1 protein-coding gene is annotated in these 21917 nt (G+C 66.8%); it reads right to left on the reverse strand.

Annotated elements, in window-relative coordinates; translation table 11 throughout:
• Positions 1-57: 57 nt before the first annotated feature.
• On the reverse strand, positions 58-21828 hold the full coding sequence (locus BH93_RS18170) for a non-ribosomal peptide synthase/polyketide synthase (protein WP_052065659.1): 21771 nt from the start codon (positions 21826-21828) through the stop codon (positions 58-60).
• Positions 21829-21917 lie beyond the last annotated feature (89 nt).

Here is a 21917-nt window from a genome sequence, read left to right on the forward strand (position 1 = left end):
CTCACCGTCTCTACGGACGGTTGTTGTTCAGGGTCGAAGTCTATCGACCCGATCGGTTCAGCCGAACTCCGGCGCGCCGTGTACCGACACACCGACCGGTCGTTCGGCCGCCTCCACATCACCGGCCACGATCACCAGAGCCACCAGGTCCTCGAGATCGTCCGACTCCAATTCGGCGACCGCCGCGGCTTCCGCCGTAGTCACGAACGCGTGCGTCATCCATTCGGCGACGACGAGATCGGCAGAATCCTCGGGTGATTCGGCCCGATCGACCACCAGCACAGCACCGACCGAAGCAGCCATCACCCCGGCGAACCACGCTGACGGAGAGGTGATCGCCGTGGGCACGCCCAGTCGCGACTCGTAGTCGATCCCGTACTCCCCGACCGCACGAACGGCCATGGCAGCAAGGGCACCATGGCTCACCGTAGCGCCGGTCGACACGTCCACCACAAGAGCCGGGCTGTCTGCGGAGAGCACAGCGACACGGTCGGTGTACGTGATCGGACGAGCCGATCGGGCTGTCACCGACCTCGAGGTCGCCTCGTCACCGAGATCGACGACCGTGGACACTCGATCCCAGTCCTGCGCCTCACCGGTATCGATGACCACTACGCTCGCGCCTACCCCGACGGCACTGTCGATGTGGTCCACCAGGGCCAGAGCGCCGCCCGCCTTGACCACCGCCCACCGGGCCACGACGGATTCGACTGCGTCGTCGACGACGACGGCAACCGTGACGTCGGGACCGACGTTGCGGTCGATCAGTTCGCGGGCCAGGCGCGACGAACGTCGGTCGAGCTCGAGGTACGTGGTGTCCTCACCTGCGGAGGACAACGCCGGTGCCTCGGGATCCGCTTCCACGGTCGCAGCGAGCAGTTGTGGCAACGTTCGACCGGCCACTGCACCCACGGCGTCGGCGACCGGTGTCGGGGATGCGGTCAACGCGGCCCGCTCGTCGTCACCGAGATCGTCGATCGCACCGACCTTGATACCCGGAGCCGCCGCGACGGCGTCGGCGATCCGGACGAAACGCTCGACCATCGCCGATACGGTCGACTCGTCGAACAGGTCTGCGGCGTAGGCGAATTCGACCGCCAGGTCTGGTTCGCCATCGGCACCGACGACGGGCCGAGTCTGCACCGTCACCTGGAGATCGAACTTGGCGGTCGGCTCGAATCCTTCGACGGGCTCGACGGTCAGGGCAGGCAGTTCGAAGCGAGCCTCGCCCAATGGTTCGACGGACAGCACGGTCTGGAACAGCGGGCTGATTCCGGGGGTTCGGTCCTGCCCGATGACGTCGACGACGTGCTCGAACGGTACGTCCGCGTTGCCGAATGCCCGCAGGTCGCTCTCCCGAATGCTGCGCACGAGATCCTCGAACGTCGCGTCCGGATCGACGCTGGTCCGAAGCGCCAGCGTGTTGACGAACATTCCGACGATGTCGTCGAGTTGTTCGTCTCCCCTGCCGGCAATCGGAGTTCCGACAGCGAAGTCCCGTGCACCGCTGGTTCTCGCCAGCAATACCGCGAGGACGCTGTGCAACACCATGAACAGAGTCGCGTTGTTCGATCGTGCGATGCCGACGAACGCCTCGTGGGTCTGCGCGTCGAGATGTGCGCGGACACTTCCACCGTGCAGCGAGGGCTCTGCCGGTCTCGGTCGATCCCACGGCAGGGCGATGACCGGGGTGATACCGCTCAGCTCGGTGCGCCAGAAGTCGACCTGCCGATTCGCTGCGGAACCCGGGTCGTTCGTCGAACCCAGCACCTCACGCTGCCACAGCGTGTAATCGGCGTACTGGATCGACAGCGGTGCCACCGACGGAACCGTGCCTGCTGTCGCGGCGAGGTACGCGGTCATCACGTCGCGAGCAAGCGGCGCCATCGACGCTCCGTCGCCGCTGATGTGGTGCATCACGATGACGAACACGTACTGGATGTCGCCGTCGCTCGCTCCGGCGAGTCGGAACAGTGCCCCGCGCACCGGAGGCGCGGCGGTGACATCGAAGCCGTCGTACACCAGTCGACGCACCCGGTCGGCGATGTCGGCTTCACCCGTGGCGTCGATCGGATCGAGGTCGAGAGTGGTGGCCCGGGCGTCGAGGACCTCCTGGAACGCAGTGCCGTCGGCATCCTCTGGATAGCGGGTTCGCAAGGTCTCGTGCCGCTCGATCGCCCACGCCGCAGCCGACTGCAATGCGGCCACGTCCAAGTCACCGGTGAGCCGCAGGGCGAGCGGCATGTTGTACGCACCCGACCCGGGGTCGAGTCGATTCAGCACCCACATCCGCTGCTGTGCGAGCGAGAGCGGTACCCGCTCGCCGCCTGTCCTGGGTCGAAGCGGCACGCGATGCACCGTTCCCTGGAGATCCGTGCGCGCTGCGAGCGCTGCGACCGTCGAGTTTTCGAACAGCTCGCGAACACCCACCTGCTTGCCCAGACCAGCGGTGATGCGCGCCGCGGCACGGGTGGCCGCGAGCGAGTTTCCACCGAGGGCGAAGAAGTCGTCGTCCGATCCCACCCGATCGACACCGAGCACGTCGGCGAAGACGTCGGCGATGGCGATCTCGGTCGCGGTCACCGGTGCACGGAACTCACTCGCCTCGAACACCGGTTCCGGCAATGCTTTTCGATCGAGCTTGCCACTGGCGTTCAGCGGGAACTCGGCGAGCACCATGATCTGGGTCGGCACCATGTAGCCGGGGAGTCGGCTGCCTGCGAACGAGGTCAGTTCGCTCACGTCCACCGACGCACCGGTACGAGGAACGACGTAGCCGACGAGGATTTCGCCCGACGCCGTCGACGTCACCAGCACGGTCGATCGGTCGATGTCGGGGTGAGCGGTCAACGCCGCCTCGATCTCACCGAGCTCGATGCGCAGGCCGCGCAGTTTCACCTGGAAGTCGGTGCGGCCGATGTAGTCGAGTTCGCCGTCGACGTTCCACCGGACCAGGTCGCCGGTCCGGTACATCCGAGTACCCGGTGCACCGTACGGATCGGCAACGAACCGGTCTGCGGTCAGATCCACTCGCCCGAGGTAGCCGCGGGCCAACTGGACTCCCGCGAGGTAGAGCTCACCCGCGACGCCGACCGGCACCGGCCGCAGCCGTGCGTCGAGCACGGTCACCCGAGTGTTGGCCACCGGCACACCGATCGGTACGCCGGCGACATCGGCGTCGGTGACGCGGTGGTAGGTCACGTCCACCGCGGCCTCTGTGGGTCCGTAGAGGTTGTGCAGGTTCGTGTTCGGCAGTGCCGTACCGATTGCCGAGGCGACCGACACCGGCAGCGCCTCACCCGACGCGAAGAGCATGCGCAGGCTCGAACACCGCGAGACTCCGTCCGCTGTCGCGAACACGGCCAGCATCGACGGCACGAAGTGTGCGACGGTGACCGACCGCTCGGTGACGATCTCGACCAGGTAGGCCGGATCGCGATGTCCGTCCGGCTTCGCTATCGCCAGTTCTGCACCGATCTGCAACGGCCAGAACAACTCCCACACCGACACGTCGAACGTCACCGGAGTCTTCTGCAGCACCACATCGTCGACGGTCAGCCCGTACTCGTCCTGCATCCACACGAGCCGGTTGACGATGGCGGCGTGCGTCACGGCGACACCCTTGGGCTTGCCCGTCGAGCCCGAGGTGAAGATCACGTACGCGACGTCGTCGGAGAGCAGCGCGGCGCGCCGCTCGTCGGCGAGAACCGCATCGGTGGCGAAGCCGGCGAGGTCGACGGAATCGACCTCGATCCGGGGCGCGACGGACGAGACCGATTGCACTGCAGACAAATCCGCCGCCGTGGTCAGAATCGCAACGGGATCGGCCGTCGCCAGGATGTACTCGACGCGCTCGGCCGGCTGGTCGGGATCGATCGGGACGTATGCCCCACCCGCGGTCAGCACCGCGTAGACACCGACGAGCATGTCCACCGATCTACGCATGGCGATCGCGACCATCGTTTCCGGGCCGACGCCCTCGCGGATCAGCAGTCGCGCAAGCGCGTTCACTCGACCCGCGAATTCCGCGTACGTCACTCGATCACCCTCGAAGGAGACCGCGATCCGGTCCGGGGACTGCGCCACCCGCTCCTCGAACATCGACACGAGCGTTGCCGCGGAGTCGATCTCGCGGGCAGTGTCGTTCCACTCGTCGAGTATCCGTGTGCGCTCCACGGGGTCGAGCAGATCGATGTCGAGAACCCGACGCGTGGGGTCCGCCGCGAACGTAGCGAGCAGCGAGACGATGCGCGCCAGGATCGATCCGACCGCACGGGTGTCGAAGAGGTCGCTGATGTACTTCGCCGTCAGCGTCACTTCCTCGTTCGCCACCACGAGCAGGGTCAGCGGGTAGTGGGTGTTGTCGTTGGAGCCGACACCCTCGACGGTCATGCCGTCGATCGATGCGGCCTGCTGCGCCAACTCCGCCTCGTTCACCGGGTACGACTCGAACACCGTCAGCGTGTCGAACAGGTTGCCCAGCCCCGCATCCCGCTGGATGTCCGCCAATCCCACGTGGTGGTGATCGAGCAGATCGGCCTGCTCACCCTGGAGCCGCGTGAGGTACTGCTCCACTGTGTCGTGAGCATCGAGGCGAGATCGTACCGGAATGGTGTTGATGAACAAACCGATCATCGATTCGACTCCGGGAAGGTCCGCGGGACGACCCGACACCGTTGCCCCGAAGATCACGTCGTCGCGGCCCGTCATCTGAGCCAACAGCATTCCGTACGCGGCCTGTACCAACGTGTTCACGGTGACGCCGAGGCGTCCACCGAGCGCGATCAACGCTGCGGTGGCCTCCGCGTCGATCCGCACCTCGGTCTCCGCCGATCGGGTGGAGATCTCGCGGCCCAGGGTCGGTGGAGTCAGCAGTGTCGGTTCGTCGACGCCGTCGAGCGAACGGGCCCACGCCTGCCGGGAGGTCTCCGGGTCGCGCTGACCGAGCCACTGCAGGAACGAGCGATACGAGCGCGGACGCGGCATCGACGAGGTGTCGCTACGGACGGCGTAGAGGTAGAGCAGCTCCTTCATCACCAGCGGCAGCGACCAGCCGTCCAGCAGCACGTGATGGTTGGTCATCGCCAGTCGGTACGTCGTGGGCCCGAGGCGAATCAGCAAGAACCGCAACAACGGGGCGGTGGTGATGTCGAAATGCTCCCGCTGATCCTCGTCCAGTGCCGCCGCGACCGCGGCGGCGCGCGCGTTCTCCTCGACACCGCTGAGATCGACTGTGCGCCAAGGCAACCGCACACCCTGCTGAACTATCTGCACGCTGTCGCCGTCCGCGGTCACCGCGAACACGGCGCGTAGGTTCTCGTACCGATCCAGTAGGGCCTGCGCGGCATCGCGCAGACGCTCCTCATCGACCTCGCCTGCCAGGTCGAGAACGACCTGCATCGTGTAGACGTCCAGCGAGGTATCGGCGAACAAGGCATGAAACAGCAAGCCCTGCTGCAACGGTGCCAGCGGCCACACGTCGGTCAGTGCCGGATAACGCTGCTCGAAGCCGAGAATGTCGGCCTGACTCACGCGCGCCAACGGAAGGTCCGACGGAGTGAGGCCACCGGCACCGGGTGTACGTGCGTGGGCCGCGAGCGAGTCGAGCAGCTCCGACCACAGTTGCGCCAGACGCGCCACGGTCGCCTCGGAGATCGCGCCCCGCGGGAACGCCAGCGAAGCACTCAGGGCGCTGCCGTCGTCGGTGTCCACCACGATGGCGTTGATGTCGATCGTCTTGTTCGCGGCCATGTCCGGATCACCGGCTGCAGACAGACCTGCGGTGTCCTCGGCAGGCAACCAGCCGAGAGACTTCATGTCCTCCGGTACCTCACCGGTACCGACCCGACCGAGATAGTTGAAGCTGATCTGCCCGGTGGACAGCGCCGCCAGCTCCGTCTCGCTCGCGGGATCGAGGTAGCGCAGCAGCCCCCAGCCCATTCCTCGGTCGGGCAACGCCAGCATCTGCTCCTTGACGGCCTTCACGGCGTCGCCGAGGGCAGAGCCTCCGCCGAGGGCGTCGTCGACGTCGATTCCGGTCAGGTCGAGCCGAACCGGGAAGAGGCTGGTGAACCAGCCCACGGTCCGGCCGAGGTCTGCTCCGGGGACCACGGCCTCCTCGCGGCCGTGGCCTTCGAGCTGAAGCAGTGTTACGGGGGCATCGATCCCCTGTTCCTTGCGCAGGGCAGTGACTGCCAGCGCGAGTGCGGCGAGCAGTCCGTCCGCGACTCCGCCGTGGTAGATCTCGGGAACCGTGGTCAGCAACGTGCGCGTCGCATCCGACGACAGGGACATCTCGACTCGCTCGAGGGTGTCCACCACGTCAACGGCCGGCTCGAAGGCCCGCTCCCCCAGGACCGGGTCCGGGGTCCGGGCGATGCTGCGCCACTGCGGCAACTCGTCCGTCCGGCGCGCCGCTTCCTCCACGAGTGCGTGTGTCCAGCGCCGCATCGAAGTACCCACATCCGGCAGCACCGGGCCGGCACCGCCGGCGATCTGCGCCCACGCGGACACGAAGTCCGGCACCAGGATTCGCCACGACACGCCGTCGACGACGAGGTGATGTGCGACGACGGTCAATGTGTTCGGCGCGCTCTCGACCCACACGAACGCGAGCATGCGCCCGTTCTCCGGATCGAGCGATCCGACCGCCGCATCCACCGCGGCGGCTCCACCGTCCGCCGACGCGGTCGTCAGCAGCTCGTCGACGTCCACCGAACCGGACTCGCCCACCTCGAGACCCCAGCCACGATCGTCGTGCACGAGGGTGGACCGAAGAACGTCGTGGTGGTCGACGACAGCAGTGAGCGTGGCCACGACACCGTCGCGGTCGATGCCTGCCGGGAGCTCGAGTGTGAGCGCCTGATGGAAGCGACGGTACCCACCGCCGCGCTGCAGCAGTGCCGCACCGAACGGTGGCAGCGGCAGCCAGCCGACTCCACCGCCGTCGAGTTCGTCGAGGACGACCGTGTCCGCACCCTCGCCGACGATGACGGCCACCTCGGCCAGCCCGGCAACGGTCTTGCGCTCGAACACATCTCGTGGGCCGAACTGGATTCCTCTCGCCTTGGCGCGCGAGACCAACTGAATGGACACGATGCTGTCGCCACCGAGCGCGAAGAAGGAGTCGTCGACGCCCACCGTCTCGAGTCCCAGGACGTCTGCGAACACGTCGGCGATGATGCGCTCGGTATCGGTGCTCGCAGTGCGGAACTCGGCGTCGCTACCGAACTCGGGATCCGGTAGTCCGCGTCGGTCCAGCTTGCCGTTCGGTCCGAGCGGAAGTGATTCGAGAACCACCACCGATGCCGGAACCATGTATTCGGGCACCGTCCGCGCCGCGACCGCCGTCAGGGCCGCCGGATCGACGGCCGCGCCGGAGGCGGGTACCACGTAGCCCACCAGAATTTCGCCCGCCGACGGCGTCTGCCGCACGAGCACGACGGCCTGATCGACGGTCGGGTCGGCGATGAGGGCCGACTCGATCTCACCGAGCTCGATGCGAAGGCCGCGGAGCTTGACCTGGAAGTCGGTGCGCCCCAGGTACTCCAGCTCTCCCCCGGTGTTCCAGCGCACGAGGTCGCCGGTGCGGTACATCCGACTCCCAGCTCGCCCGTACGGATCTGCGACGAATCGGTCTGCCGTCAGGTCGGGTCGTCCCAGATAGCCTCGGGCCAGCTGGGTTCCGGCCAGGTACAGCTCGCCCGGCACGCCGATCGGCACCGGGCGCAGCCGAGCATCCAGCACGGTGACCCGGGTGTTCCAGACCGGCACGCCGATCGGCACCGACACGGTGTCTGCGTCGGTGACCCGATGGAACGTCACGTCCACCGCGGCCTCGGTCGGCCCGTACAGGTTGTGCAGTTCCACGGCGGGCAGTGCCCGACGGATGCCTGCGGCTACCGAGACCGGTAGCGCCTCACCCGATGCGAACAGCATCCGCAGAGCGCTGCATCGCTCGATGCCGTCGGTCGCAGCGAACACGGCGAGCAAGGAGGGAACGAAGTGTGCGGTGGTGACACCGCGGCGTTCGATCGTCTCCACCAGATATGTGGGGTCCCGATGACCGTCCGGCTCGGCGATGTAGAGCTGGGCACCGACCTGCAACGGCCAGAACAACTCCCACACCGAGACGTCGAACGTCACAGGGGTCTTCTGCAGTACCACGTCGTCGACGGTGAGCCCGTACTCGTGCTGCATCCACAGCAGACGGTTGACGATGGCGGCGTGCGTGACGGCCACACCCTTGGGCTTGCCCGTCGAGCCCGAGGTGAAGATGACGTAAGCGGTGTCCGACGGCCTCAGCGGTGCCAGTCGCTCCGAATCCTCGACCGGTCGGGTCGCGGACGCATCGGTGTCCACGGTGTCCAACCGGATCTGCGGAACGGACGAACCGGCGACGCCGCCGTCGCGGGTGGTGGTCAGCACCGCGACCGGTGCTGACGTCTCGAGGATGTACTCGATCCGATCGGACGGCTGGTCCGGGTCGACCGGCACGTAGGCACCGCCTGCAGCGAGGACGGCGTAGATGCCGACGAGCATGTCCGGCGAACGGCGCATCGCGATCGCGACCACGGTCTCGGGTCCTACGCCCTCCCCGATGAGCACTCGGGCAAGCGAATTCACCCGTCCGGAGAACTCCGCGTAGTCGATCTGCTCGTCGCCGAAGCCCAGGGCCACGTTGTTCGGTGCTGCTGCTACCCGCTCGGCGAACAGGGAGACCAGGGTGTGCCGATCGTCGATCTCGTGGTCGGTCGCGTTCCACTGTTCGAGGACGGCGGTGCGCTCGGCAGGCTCGAGGAGATCGACGTCGCCGACGGGCCGGTCGATCTCGGCCGTCATCGACTCGAGAACCCGGACGAGCCTGCGTGCGAAGGCTGCCATCGACGATTCGTCGAACAGATCTGTGGCGTAATCGAATTGGACGTCGACGCCATCGGGCGCGCCTGCGGAGTCGAACTTCTCCCACAGTGTCACCTGCAGATCGAACTTCGCGATCGCACTCGACAGATCGACACCGTCGATGTCGAGACCGGGAAGCGCGAACGACTGTTCGGCGAGGTTCTGGAACGTGAGCATCACCTGGAAGATCGGGTGCCTGGCCTGCGACCGTTCCGGCGCGATCGCGTCGACGAGTCGCTCGAACGGTATGTCGGAGTGCGAGAACGCCCCGAGGTCCACCTCTCGCACCAGGGCGAGCTGATCGCGCAATGTCGTGCCCGGCTCGACGGATGTGCGCAGTGCGAGGGTGTTGACGAACATACCCACGAGGTCGTCGAGGTTGGAATCTCCACGCCCGGCCACCGGCGTCCCGATCACCACGTCGTCGGTTCCCGCCAGCGCAGCCAACAGCACCGCGAGAGCGGTGTGTGCGGTCATGAACACCGTCGCGTTGTTCTCCCGAGACGCTCGGGCGATGCTCTCGTGCAGTTCGGCGTCGAGCGAGAAGTTGTACGCCGCTCCTCTGTTGGTCGCCACCGCCGGCCGCGGTCGATCGGTCGCCAGATCGAGTTGTGCAGGCGCGCCGCGCAGTACCGAACGCCAGTAGCCGAGCTGCTGAGCCATGGGCGATTCGGGATCACCCTCGGTGCCGAGCAACTCGTGCTGCCACAGCGTGAAATCTGCGTACTGGACGGGCAACGGTGCCCACTGCGGATCCTCGCCCGCCGCACGGGCGGTGTAGGCGACCATGATGTCGCGGGTCAACGGTCCCATGGAGAACCCGTCCGCGGCGATGTGGTGGGCCACGAAAGCCAGGACGTGCTCACGCTCGTCGATGCGCAGGATCGTCACCCGCACCGGAACGGCGCTGGTGACGTCGAAGCCCTCGGACACGAACCGCCGCAACGTCTCGGGCACATCGGCGGCTGCCGTGTCGATGACGTCGACGGACGGTGCGCCCTCGGCGAGGCCGAGCACGACCTGGCTGCCTCGCCCGTCGACCTCGGGGTACACGGTGCGCAGAATCTCGTGCCGCGAGACCACATCCGACACCGCTCGCACCAGTGCGGGCACGTCGAGATCGCCGGACAGTCGAATCGCCACCGGAATGTTGTTCACCGCCGAGGTGGGATCGAACTGGCTCAGGAACCACATCCGCTGCTGTGCCAGCGACAGCGGAACCTGCTCGGGCCGCCTGCGCTGCACCAGAGCACGGCGCGCACCGGCACCGACGGTGGATTCGATGGCGCGGGCAAGTCCGAGCACCGTCGGCGACTCGAAGATCGCCCGCACCGGAACCACGGTGTCGAGCGCGGAGCCCAGCCGTGAGACCACCTGGGTGGCAATCAGCGAGTTTCCGCCGAGCGCGAAGAAATCGTCGTCCAGACCCACGCGCTCGACGCCGAGGATGTCCGCGAACACACCGGCGACCGTCACCTCGACGAGATCGGTGGGGGCCCGGAACTCCGCGGCCTCGAACACCGGTTCCGGCAGGGCCTTTCGGTCCAGCTTGCCGTTGGCGTTGAGTGGCAGGACATCGAGGATCACGAAGGCGGACGGCACCATGTAGGACGGCACCGACGACGCCATCGACGCGCGTACGGTCTCGGGATCGACCGATACGCCGTCGACGGGCACCACGTAGGCGACCAGTCGATCCCCGAGGCGTTCGTCGTTCGAGGCGACCACGGCCGCATCGCGTACCGATTCGATCGAGCGCAGCGCGGCGTCGATGTCGCCGAGCTCGATGCGGAAGCCGCGGATCTTGACCTGGAAGTCCGAACGACCCACGTACTCCAGTTCACCGTCGCTACGCCATGCTGCGAGATCGCCTGTGCGATAGAGCCGTCGGCCCGGCGCGAACGGGTTGGCCACGAACCGCTCCGCGGTGAGATCCGGCCTCCCGACATAACCGTCGGCCAACTGCGTGCCCGCGAGATAGAGCTCTCCCGTGACACCGACCGGGACCGGCGACAGACGTGAATCCAGCACGTAGACACGGGTGTTCCATTCGGGAGCACCGATGGGAACCGGCCCCGTCCCGGAGTCGTGCACCCGGTGCGCGGTGACCGACACCGCCGCCTCGGTGGGGCCGTACAGATTGTCCAGGCGTGCCCGCGTAGCGCGGAGCGCACGCTGAGCGGTGGTAGGCGGCAGTGTTTCACCGATGGCCAGGATTCGACGCAGGCCGGACGGCAGCGTGCCGCCGGACGCCGCGATCAATGCGTCGAGCATCGACGGCACCGTGTGCAGCGTCGTCACGTTCGCCTCGGTCATCAGGTTCAGCAGGTAGCTCGGGTCGCGGTGTCCACCGGCCTCGGCGACCACGGTGCAACCGCCGGCGATCGACGCCGTCCAGAATTCCCATACCGACAGATCGAAGGTGGCCGCGGTCTTGAGCAACACCGCGTCGTCGACGCCGATGCCGTATTCCGCACGCGCCCAGAGCAACTGGTTGACAACGGCGCGATGACTGACGGCGACCCCCTTGGGTCGACCGGTCGAGCCGGACGTGAAGATCACATACGCCGTGTTCGCGGCACGCAGCGGCGCACGTCGTTCGTCGTCCGTGATCGGTGCATCCGAGATGTGTGCGTACTCGTCCGAATCCGCGTCGACCATCACGACGGGCACCGACCGACCGTTGCCCTCGGGAGCCGAGAACCCGTCACGGGTCGAGCTCAGGATCAACAGTGGCGATGCGTCGTCGACGATGTCGGCGATGCGGGCAGCCGGCTGATCCGGATCGAGCGGCACATAGACTCCGCCTGCTTTGCTCACCGCGTACATCGCGACGAGCAATTCGACCGAACGCCCGAGCGCGAGCGCCACCGTCACCTGCGGGGCCACCCCCGCGGTGATCAACCGCCGCGCCAGACGGTTGATCCGACCGTCGAACTCGCGATAGGTCAGTGTCCGGCCGGCGTACCTGACCGCCGGAGCCTCGGGGCGGGCGTCGACCTGAGCGTCGAACAGCGACACCAGGGTCTGCGACAGATCGACATCGTGATCGGTGTCGTTCCACGTGTCCAGGATCGTCGTTCGCTCCGACTCGTCGAGCAGGTCCAGATCTCCGACGACTGCACTCGGGTACTCAGCCACCGCGGCCAGCACCGCGACGAATCTCCGAGCGAAGGCCTCGACCGTCGATCTGTCGAACAGGTCGGTAGCGAAGGTGAATTCGGCGTCCATGTCCGCAGGCGTGCCGTCGGCGGCGTAGCGATCGGACACCGTCAGTTGGAGGTCGGTCTTGGCGAGGGTCGACTCGGCGTCGACACCGCGGACGGTCAGCCCCGGCAACTCGAAGCTGAGATCGGCCAGATTCTGGAACGACAGGCCGATCTGGAACAGCGGATTTCGCGCGGTGGAACGCACCGGGTTGAGTACCTCGACCAGACGCTCGAACGGTACGTCCGCGTGGGCGAATGCCGACAGGTCGCGCTCGCGAGCCTGCGCCAGCAACTCCTCGAACGTCATGAAGGGGTGCACCGTGGACCGGAACACCAACGTGTTGACGAACATGCCGATCATGGGATCGAGCGCTCTCTCGCCGCGGCCGGCGATGGGAGTCCCGATGGCGACGTCCTCGGTTCCTGCCACACGTGCCAGGAACGCGGCGAAGGCCGAGTGGACGACCATGAAGACGCTGGCCTGACGTGCCCGCGCGAGGTCGGCGACGGCAGCGTGCACCGCGGCATCCACGGTGAAGCGCACCGTCTCGCCCCGGAAGCTCTGGGTCGGGGGGCGGGGTCGGTCGGTGGGCAGCACCAGCTGGTCGGGCAGACCGTCCAGCGCTTCTTTCCAGTACCGAACCTGTTGCGACGCAACAGAATTCTCGTCGTCGTCGGAGCCGAGAACGGTGCGCTGCCACAGCGCGAAATCCGCGTACTGCACCGGCAGGGGTTCCCAGTTCGGAGCCGAGCCTGCCGCTCTCGCGGTGTATGCGGTCATCACATCCGTTGCCAACGGTCCCATCGATGCACCGTCGGCGGAAACGTGATGGACGACGAAAGCAAGGACGTGCTCGACGGCCTCCCCGTCGATTCGCACCAGCATCGCGTCCACCGGAACCTCGCGGGTCACGTCGAAGCCGCGCAGGAAGAAGCGGCTCACCGTCTCCGGTACATCGGCCGCTGCGACTGTCCGCACCGACAGGTCCAGAGTGGCCTCGGCAGCCGGGAGTACCCTTTGGAACGGTCCGTGTTCGGAGTCCGGGTAGAGCGAGCGCAGCGATTCGTGGCGCTCCACCACATCGCCGACGGCGGCAGCCAATGCCGCCGTGTCGAGCGCACCGGTCAGACGTACCGCGAACGGAATGTTGTCCACGGCCGACGAGGTGTCGAACTGGTTGAGGAACCAGTAGCGCTGCTGCGCCAACGACAGTGGTGGACGCTCGGGCCGAGGTCCGGCCACGAGCGGCGCACGCGAGCCCGAACCGACGCCGGACTCGAGGCGATCCGCCAGCGCTGCGACGGTGGACACCTCGAACAGCATGCGTACGGGCACGGTGGTGTCCAGAATCGCACCGAGACGCGAGACCACCTGCGTCGCGATGAGCGAGTTGCCACCGAGCTCGAAGAAGTCGTCCTGGGCTCCCACCCGATCGACTCCCAGCACCTCCGCGAACACGGTCGCCACGCTCTGCTCCACCGCGGTGGCCGGCGCGACGAACTCGCGTGCCTCGAACGCCGGAGCGGGAAGCGCTGCCCGATCGAGCTTGCCGACCGACGTCAGCGGCACCGCGTCGAGCACCGTGATAGATGCCGGAATCATGTAGTTGGGCAACGCTTTTCCGACGAACGCCGTCAGGTCGTCCACGTCGACCGATGCGTCGCGGACCGGGAGTACGTACGAGATGAGCGTGGTGACCCCCGAGGGCAGCCGGTGTCCGAGTGTCACGGCGAACTCGACACTCGGGTACGCGGTCAGTGCCGAGTCGATCTCGCCGAGTTCGATACGGAACCCACGCACCTTCACCTGGAAATCGGTGCGGCCCACGAACTGAAGTTGAAGATCCTCGGTCCAACGCACCACGTCTCCGGTGCGATACATCCGGCCGCCGCCGACACCGTAGGGGTTGGCAACGAAGCGCTCGGAGGACAGCATGGGCCGACCGAGATAGCCGCGAGCGAGAGCGCCGCCGGCCAGATAGAGCTCACCGGCCACTCCGGACGGCACCGGACGCAATCGATCGTCGAGAATCAGTGCCGACATACCGTGAATGGGCCGTCCGACGGTGATCGGTTCGCCGGGAGTCAGGTCTGCGAAGCTCGAGATGATGGTCGTCTCGGTCGGTCCGTAGCCGTTGAAGTACTTACGGCCAGGGGCCCATCGCGCGAGCAGTTCCGGTGTGGTGACGTCGCCGCCGACCGAGAGCACTTCGAGCGCGTCGAGACCCGTCGGATCCATCGTGCCGAGCACCGCGGGAGTGATGATCGAATGGCTGACCTGCTCGGCCTTCAGCAGCTCGGACAACTCGGTACCGCCCAGGATCTCGGCGGGCACGATCACCAGAGTTGCACCTACCGAGAACGCCGCCATCCACTCGAGGACGGACGGATCGAAGTTCGGCGAGCAGATGTGCAGGAATTGCGCCGACGGTGTCAGGTGGTACAGATCGCCGGCGGCATCGAGCACGCCCCCGAGCCCGGCATGCGTCACCACGACGCCCTTGGGCTTACCGGTCGAGCCCGAGGTGTAGATGACGTACGCCGGATTCTGGAACACCGACGGCCGCAGTCGATCCGCATCCGTGATCGGATCGGCGGAGTGAGCGCGCACCGCCGCCACCACGTCGTCGTCGTCGAGACGGATCCAGTCCGGACCGCCGCTCGATCCCTGCACCGAAGCCAGGTGTGCCGCGGCGGTCAGGCCGAGTACCGCCCCGGAATCACCGACCATGTGGGCAATGCGGTCGCTCGGATATGTCGGGTCGACCGGGAGGTGGGCACCGCCCGCCTTGGCCACGGCCCAGACCCCGAGCACCATCTCGTAGGAGCGCTGGAACCCGAGCGCGACGACGGTCTCCGGCCCCACGCCCCTGGAGATGAGCAGACGGGCGAGCTGAGACGAGGTGCTGTCGAGTTCGGCGTACGTGATGGAGCGATCGCGGTAGCGGATGGCAATCGCCTGCGGATCGAGAGCGGCTCCGGCAGCGAAGATCTCGGCGAGAGTGCCGCCTGCCAACACCTCGTCGCCGTGTACGTGGGTCAAGCGGTCGTATTCGTCCTCGTAGAGAATCCCCAGGTCGCCGACCGGAGTACTCGGATCCGCCACCACGCCGTCGAGAAGACGGCGGAAGCGGTCTGCGAAGCCCACGATGGTCGACTCGTCGAACAGATCGCGCGAGTAGAGCCACGCCGCGGACATACCGCCGCCGTCGGACTCGCGCAACGTCAGCGACAGATCGAACTTGGCCGTCTCGACGTCGAGATCGACAGCCGAGACCTCCAACCCGGGCAGCGCGAAGGTGCTCGGCGGCAGGTTCTCGAAGGCGATCGCCACTTGGAACAGTGGGTGTCGTGAAGCGGAGCGTTCGGGGTCGAGAAGATCGACCAGACGCTCGAACGGGATATCGGCGTGCGCGAAGGCCGCCAGATCGACCTCACGGACGTCGGCAAGCATGCCGTCGAAGCCCTTGCCCGGGTTCACCTCGGTACGCAGGACCAGGGTGTTGACGAACATTCCGATCACGTCGTCGAGTGCAGCATCTCCGCGTCCGGCGATGGCCGTGCCGACGGCGATGTCCGTCGAATTCGACATGCGCGCAAGGAATACCGCGAGGGCAGTGTGCAGCACCATGAACGTCGTGGTGCCGCTCTCCCTGGCCAGGGCACTGAGACCGGCATGGACGTCGGGGGCGATCTCGAATTCGACGCGGCCACCGGCCCCCGAGGACTCGGCGGGACGTGGCCGATCGTGCGGAAGAGCGAGCTCGGCCGGCATCTCCGCCAACGTCTCGCGCCAGAACGACGCCTGCCGGGAGATCAGGCTCGCCGAATCCGCCTCGCTACCGAGTACTGACCGCTGCCACAGCGTGAAGTCGATGTACTGCACCGCCAGTGGCTGCCAGGACGGCGACTCGCCCGCCACTCGTGCGAGGTACGCGGTCATCACGTCGCGGGTCAGCGGACCCATCGACCAACCGTCGGCGCTGATGTGATGCACCACGAACACCAAGACATGTTCCTGCTCCGAGACCTCGAACAGCCTCACGCGCAACGGAACTGCAGCAGTGACGTCGAAGCCTGCGGCCACGAAGGCGGTCACGTCGGCCACGATCGCATCGGCAGTTGCCCCGACCGGCTCGAGATTCGGGACGACGGTCCGGGTGGGGAGCACGAGTTGGTGTCCCGAGCCGTCCACAGCCGGGTACACCGTGCGCAGGGATTCGTGGCGCTCGAGGACGTCCGACACGGCAGCGCGCAGCGCAGCCGCGTCCAACGAACCACGCAACCGGATGGCCACCGGAATGTTGTTCACGGCGGACTCGGGATCGAATCGGTTCAGGAACCACATCCGCTGCTGCGCCATCGACAGCGGAACCGTCTCCGGCCGAGTCTGCGGAACCAGCGGTGCCGCGGCACCGTCACCCAGATGACTCTCCACCCGAACCGCCAGTGCCGCAACCGTACTGGCCTCGAACAGTGCACGGACCGGAACGGTCGCATCCAGTTCGCTACCCAACCGCGAGACCACCTGGGTGGCGACGAGAGAGTTGCCACCGAGGGCGAAGAAATCGTCGTCGACGCCGATGCGGTCGACTCCGAGAACGTCCGCGAACACCCGAGCGACGATCTCCTCGACGGGATTCGACGGTGCGCGATACTCGACTTCCTCGATCTCGGGATCCGGCAGGGCCTTGCGGTCCAGCTTGCCGCTGGCACCGAGGGGCAGAGCATCGAGAACGACGATCACGGCGGGCACCATGTACGAGGCGAGGCGCTCGCTCAATGCATCACGCAGAGACTGCGTGTCCACGCTCCCGGTGCCGACCACATAGGCCACCAACCGATCGGCACGGACCACGGTGACCGCCTGGCTCACCGACGGCTGCTCGAGCAGGGCCGCTTCGATTTCACCCAGTTCGATCCGTAGACCGCGAAGCTTGACCTGGAAGTCCGAACGTCCGACGTAGTCGAGTTCGCCGCCGGGCAGCCAACGCACCACGTCGCCCGTGCGATACATCCGGGCTCCGTCCTCGCCGAACGGGTTGGGCAGGAAGCGATCCGCCGTCAGATCCGGTCGCCCCACGTAGCCCCGAGCAAGCTGCGTTCCGGCGAGGTAGAGCTCTCCGTGCACTCCGACCGGCACCGGTCGCAGAGCGGAGTCCAGTACGTAGACGGCCGTGTTCCAGACCGGCGCACCGATCGGTACGACGGCGGTGTCGTCGTCGGTGACTCGGTGGTACGTCACGTCCACCGCGGCTTCGGTCGGGCCGTAGAGGTTGTGGATCTCGATGGCCGTCAGCGCCCGGCGCAGCGCCTGCGCAGTCGTCGGTGTCAACGCCTCACCGGAGGCGAACACCAGCCGCAGGGTTTCCGCGGACTCGGCGCGCGCAACGACCTCGGGTACGAACACCGACATCATCGAGGGAACGAAGTGAACTACCGAGACTTGTTCGCGCGCAATGATATCGAGCAGATACGCGGGGTCCCGATGGCCGTCCGGTACAGCGACGGCCACCGAGGCACCGTTCTGCAGAGCCCAGAAGAACTCCCAGACCGATACGTCGAACGTCGCGGGCGTCTTCTGCAGCACCACGTCGGAGGCGGTCAGCGGATACTCGTGCTGCATCCACGACACACGGTTGACGATCGATTCGTGCGAGACGCCGACGCCTTTGGGGCGGCCGGTGGATCCGGACGTGAAGATGACGTAGGCGAGGTTGTGCGGACGCAACGGACCCCGGCGATCGGCGTCGACGAGGGGTTCGGCCGAATGTGCCGAGACGTCCAGCGCGTCGATATCGACCGTTTCGAATCCGTCGAGTTCGAGGTGATCACGGGTCGAGGACAACACCAGAACCGGATTCGCCGTCTCGGCGATGTAGTCGTTGCGCTCGCGCGGCTGGCTCGGATCGACGGGCACGTAGGCCCCACCGGCCGTCACGATCGCGTACATACCCACGAACAGCTCGATGCTGCGCTCCATCGCGAGAGCGACCAACGTGTCCGGACCGACACCACGCGAGACAAGTTCTCGTGCAACACGATTGACCCGGGCGGCGAACTCGGCGTAGGTCAGCCGTTCGCCCTCGAACACCAACGCCTGTCCATCGGGTGTGGCCTCGACCTGCGCTCGGAACATCTCGACCAGCGTCAGGTCCGACGACACCTCGTGGCCCGTCGCGTTCCATGCTCGAAGCACCTGCAACCGTTCCTCGGCATCGAGCACATCGATCTCGGCGATGGGCGCGGCAGGTGCACGAGTCACCGATTCGAGGACCCGCAGGAACCGTTCGCCGAATGCGGCCATCGTCGACGCGTCGAACAGATCGGCCGAATACGTCAGCGCTACGGTCAAACCGGCCGGATCGGTCCCCTCGGCCACCGAGTCCCACAGTGTCACTTGCAGATCGAACTTCGCGAGATCGGCCTCGTAATCGAGTGCGCTCACCCGAAGACCGGGGATCTCCACGGACGTGGCGTCCAGGTTCTGGAACGTCAGCATGACCTGGAACAGTGGATGACGAGCGGTCGAGCGAGTGGGCTGGAGAACCTCGACCAGTCGCTCGAACGGAACCTCGGCGTGCGAGAACGCGGCGAGATCGGTCTCGCGTACTCGGCCCAGCAGATCCTCGAAGTCAGCCGCGGGGTCGATCGTGGTGCGCAGCACGAGCGTGTTGACGAACATGCCGACGACGTCGTCGAGAACGGCGTCGCCACGACCGGCGACCGGTGTTCCGATCGTGACGTCGTCGGTAGCGGACAACGTCGCCAGCAGAACGGCCAGTGCCGAGTGGACCACCATGAAGGTCGTGGCCCCGTGGGTACGCCCGAGTTGTTCGATCGCCGCGGCGAGGTCCGCATCGATCTCGAACAGATGTGTACCGCCGTGGGTGGTCGCCACCGCCGGCCTCGGTCGATCCGTCGGCAGGTCGAGCTGTTCGGGTGCGCCGGCCAGCTGCGAACGCCAGTAGGCCTCCTGAGCAGCGATCAGCGAGGTCGGATCGTTCTCGTCTCCGAGCACCGACCGCTGCCAGAGCGTGTAGTCGGCGTACTGGACGGGCAACGGCGTCCACGCCGGCTCCTGTCCGGAACTGCGGGCCACGTACGCGGTCACCACGTCTCGCGTCAACGGTGCCATCGAGAATCCGTCGGCCGCGATGTGATGGACCACGAGGGCCAGAACGTGTTCGGTTCGAGACAGCGCCAGTACGGCGGCGCGCACGGGCAAACCGGTCGAGACGTCGAACGGCCGAAGAGCGAACTCGAGCAACGTCTCCGGCAGCCGAGCATCCTCGACGTCCGAGAACTCCACGTCCACCGTGGCGGAGCCGGGTTCGAGCACCTGCTGGTACCCCACTCCGGCGTGATCCGGATAGATCGTCCGCAGGGATTCGTGCCTGCCCAGTACGTCCGAGACTGCCGCACGCAACGCATCGAGATCGAGCTCGCCGGACAGCGAGATCGCGACCGGAATGTTGTTGACGGCCGATTCGGGCTCGAAACGGTTGAGGAACCACATCCGCTGCTGAGCCAACGACAACGGAACACGCTCCGGCCGCGGCTGTGCAGTGAGCGCCGCACGGGGTGCACCACTCGACGCCTCAGCCCCATCGACCACAGCGGCGAGCTCGGCCACGGTGGGAGCATCGAAGAACGCGCGAACGTCCACGGACACACCGCGTTCGGCGTTGACGCGCGCGACGACTCGAGTGGCGTTGAGAGAGTTTCCCCCGACCGCGAAGAAGTCGTCGTCGATGCCGACGCGGTCCATGCCGAGGACACTCTGGAAGATCTCGACGAGCGCGGACTCGGTCTCGGTTTCCGGAGCTCGGTATTCACGGACGAGTGACCCGAAGTCGGGAGCCGGCAACGCCTTTCGGTCGAGCTTGCCACTCGAATTGAGCGGGAACTCGTCGAGTACGACGAACAACGACGGCACCATGTAATCCGGTGTGCGACGCCGTACCGCAGCTGCGAGATCACTGTGATCGATTTCGGGGTCGGACGAAACGACATAACCGACCAGGTGCTCACCCAGCTCCACGTGGGCCTCGTCGGCATGCACCAGCACCGCAGCCTGGCTCACGTTCGGCTCGGCGAGCAGAGCCGATTCGATCTCGCCGAGTTCGATGCGCAGTCCGCGCAGCTTCACCTGGAAGTCGGTGCGGCCGATGTAGTCGATCAGACCGTCGGAGCGCCTGCGCACCAGGTCTCCGGTGCGGTACATCCGATCGCCTGGCCCGCCGAACGGGTCGGCGACGAAACGATCCGCGGTGAGGTCGCCTCGGCGCAGATAGCCGCGCGCGAGCTGCACACCGGCGAGATACAGCTCGCCCTCGACGCCTCTGGGCACCCGGTGCAGCGACTCGTCCAGCACATAGAGCTCGGTGTCGGCCACCGCGGCACCGATCGGGACAGCAGCCTCCTCGACGTCCTGCGTGCGGTAGTACGTGACGTCGACCGCGGCCTCGGTGGGGCCGTACAGGTTGTGCAGTGACGCGGCAGAGATCCGGTGGAAGGCATTGACGGTGCGGGCCGGCAGTGCTTCACCCGATGCGAACACGGTCGTCAGCGACGTCACCTGTGCTGCAGCGGGTTCGGCGACGTACACCGAGAGCATCGACGGCACGAAGTGGGCAATCGTGACGCTCTGCTCACCGATGATTCGGGCCAGGTACGCGGGATCCCGATGACCGTCGGGCTCTGCGATCACCAGCCGGGCACCGATCTGCAACGGCCAGAAGAACTCCCACACCGACACGTCGAAGGTGAACGGCGTCTTCTGCAGCACGACGTCCGTGGCAGTCATGACGTATTCGCGCTGCCGCCACGCGATGTTGGCCACGATCGCGCTGTGCCCCACCGCGACGCCCTTGGGCCGACCGGTCGACCCGGAAGTGAAGATGACGTACGCGAGATCGCTGGACGACAGTGGGGCGCGGCGGTCTTCGTCGGTCACCGGGCCGGCGGAGTACCCGGACAGATCGACCGTATCCACCGACACGGTCTCGGTGGACGCCGGCACGTCGGGGTGATCGGTGGAGGTCGTGACCACCACCACCGGCTCGGCGATATCGAGGACGTACCCCAACCGATCGGACGGATGATCCGGGTCGAGAGGAACGTACGCGCCACCGGCGGCGGTGATCGCGTACATGCCGATCAGCAGATCCATCGATCGACGAATCGACAGGCCCACTCGGGCGTCCGGGCCGACACCGCGCTCGATCAGGTGTCGGGCCAACCGGTTCACCGAATCCGCGAACTGCGAGTACGTCAGCGTCTCGCCGGCGAACGTCAGGGCAGGAGCGTCCGGGGTCCGCTCGACCTGCTCGACGAAACGCCGATAGAGCGTGTCGGCCTCGGCCGAACTCCGTGGCCCGGCCGCTACGGCCGAAACGGCTGCCGTGTCGTGTCCCAACACCGACACCGCATCGTCGAGAAGGCCCGCGACGACGGCGTCGAGGCCACCCTCGGTTGCCTCGATCAGACCGGGGACAGCGGTGGACAGCACCACGGGCACCAGGGCGTCGGGTCCGAGGGCACCGCCCATGGCCGTGTCGAGGGCGGTGATCTCCGCATCCAGACCGACGTACGTCAGCTCCGCACCGAGGTGCGTCAGCGCCACCCGATCCGGTTCGAGCGCACCGACGCTCCGAACCAGCCGAGGCAGATCCTCGATAGTCGAAGAGCTACCGCCGAGGCCGCCTGACGCCATCTATCCATTCCTCCTGATCGAAAACCGTGCCGTGTCGTTCTCGTTGGCCCCGCGCGGTCGGCGGGGATACGTGCCGCCGGGATCGCCGC

The organism is Rhodococcoides fascians A25f (genome assembly GCF_000760935.2).
In the GTDB taxonomy this organism is placed as follows: domain Bacteria; phylum Actinomycetota; class Actinomycetes; order Mycobacteriales; family Mycobacteriaceae; genus Rhodococcoides.

Coding starts and splice junctions, on each gene's coding strand:
- BH93_RS18170 (WP_052065659.1), bottom strand. CDS start 21,828: ATGGCGTCAGGCGGCCTCGGCGGTAGCTCTTCGACTATCGAGGATCTG.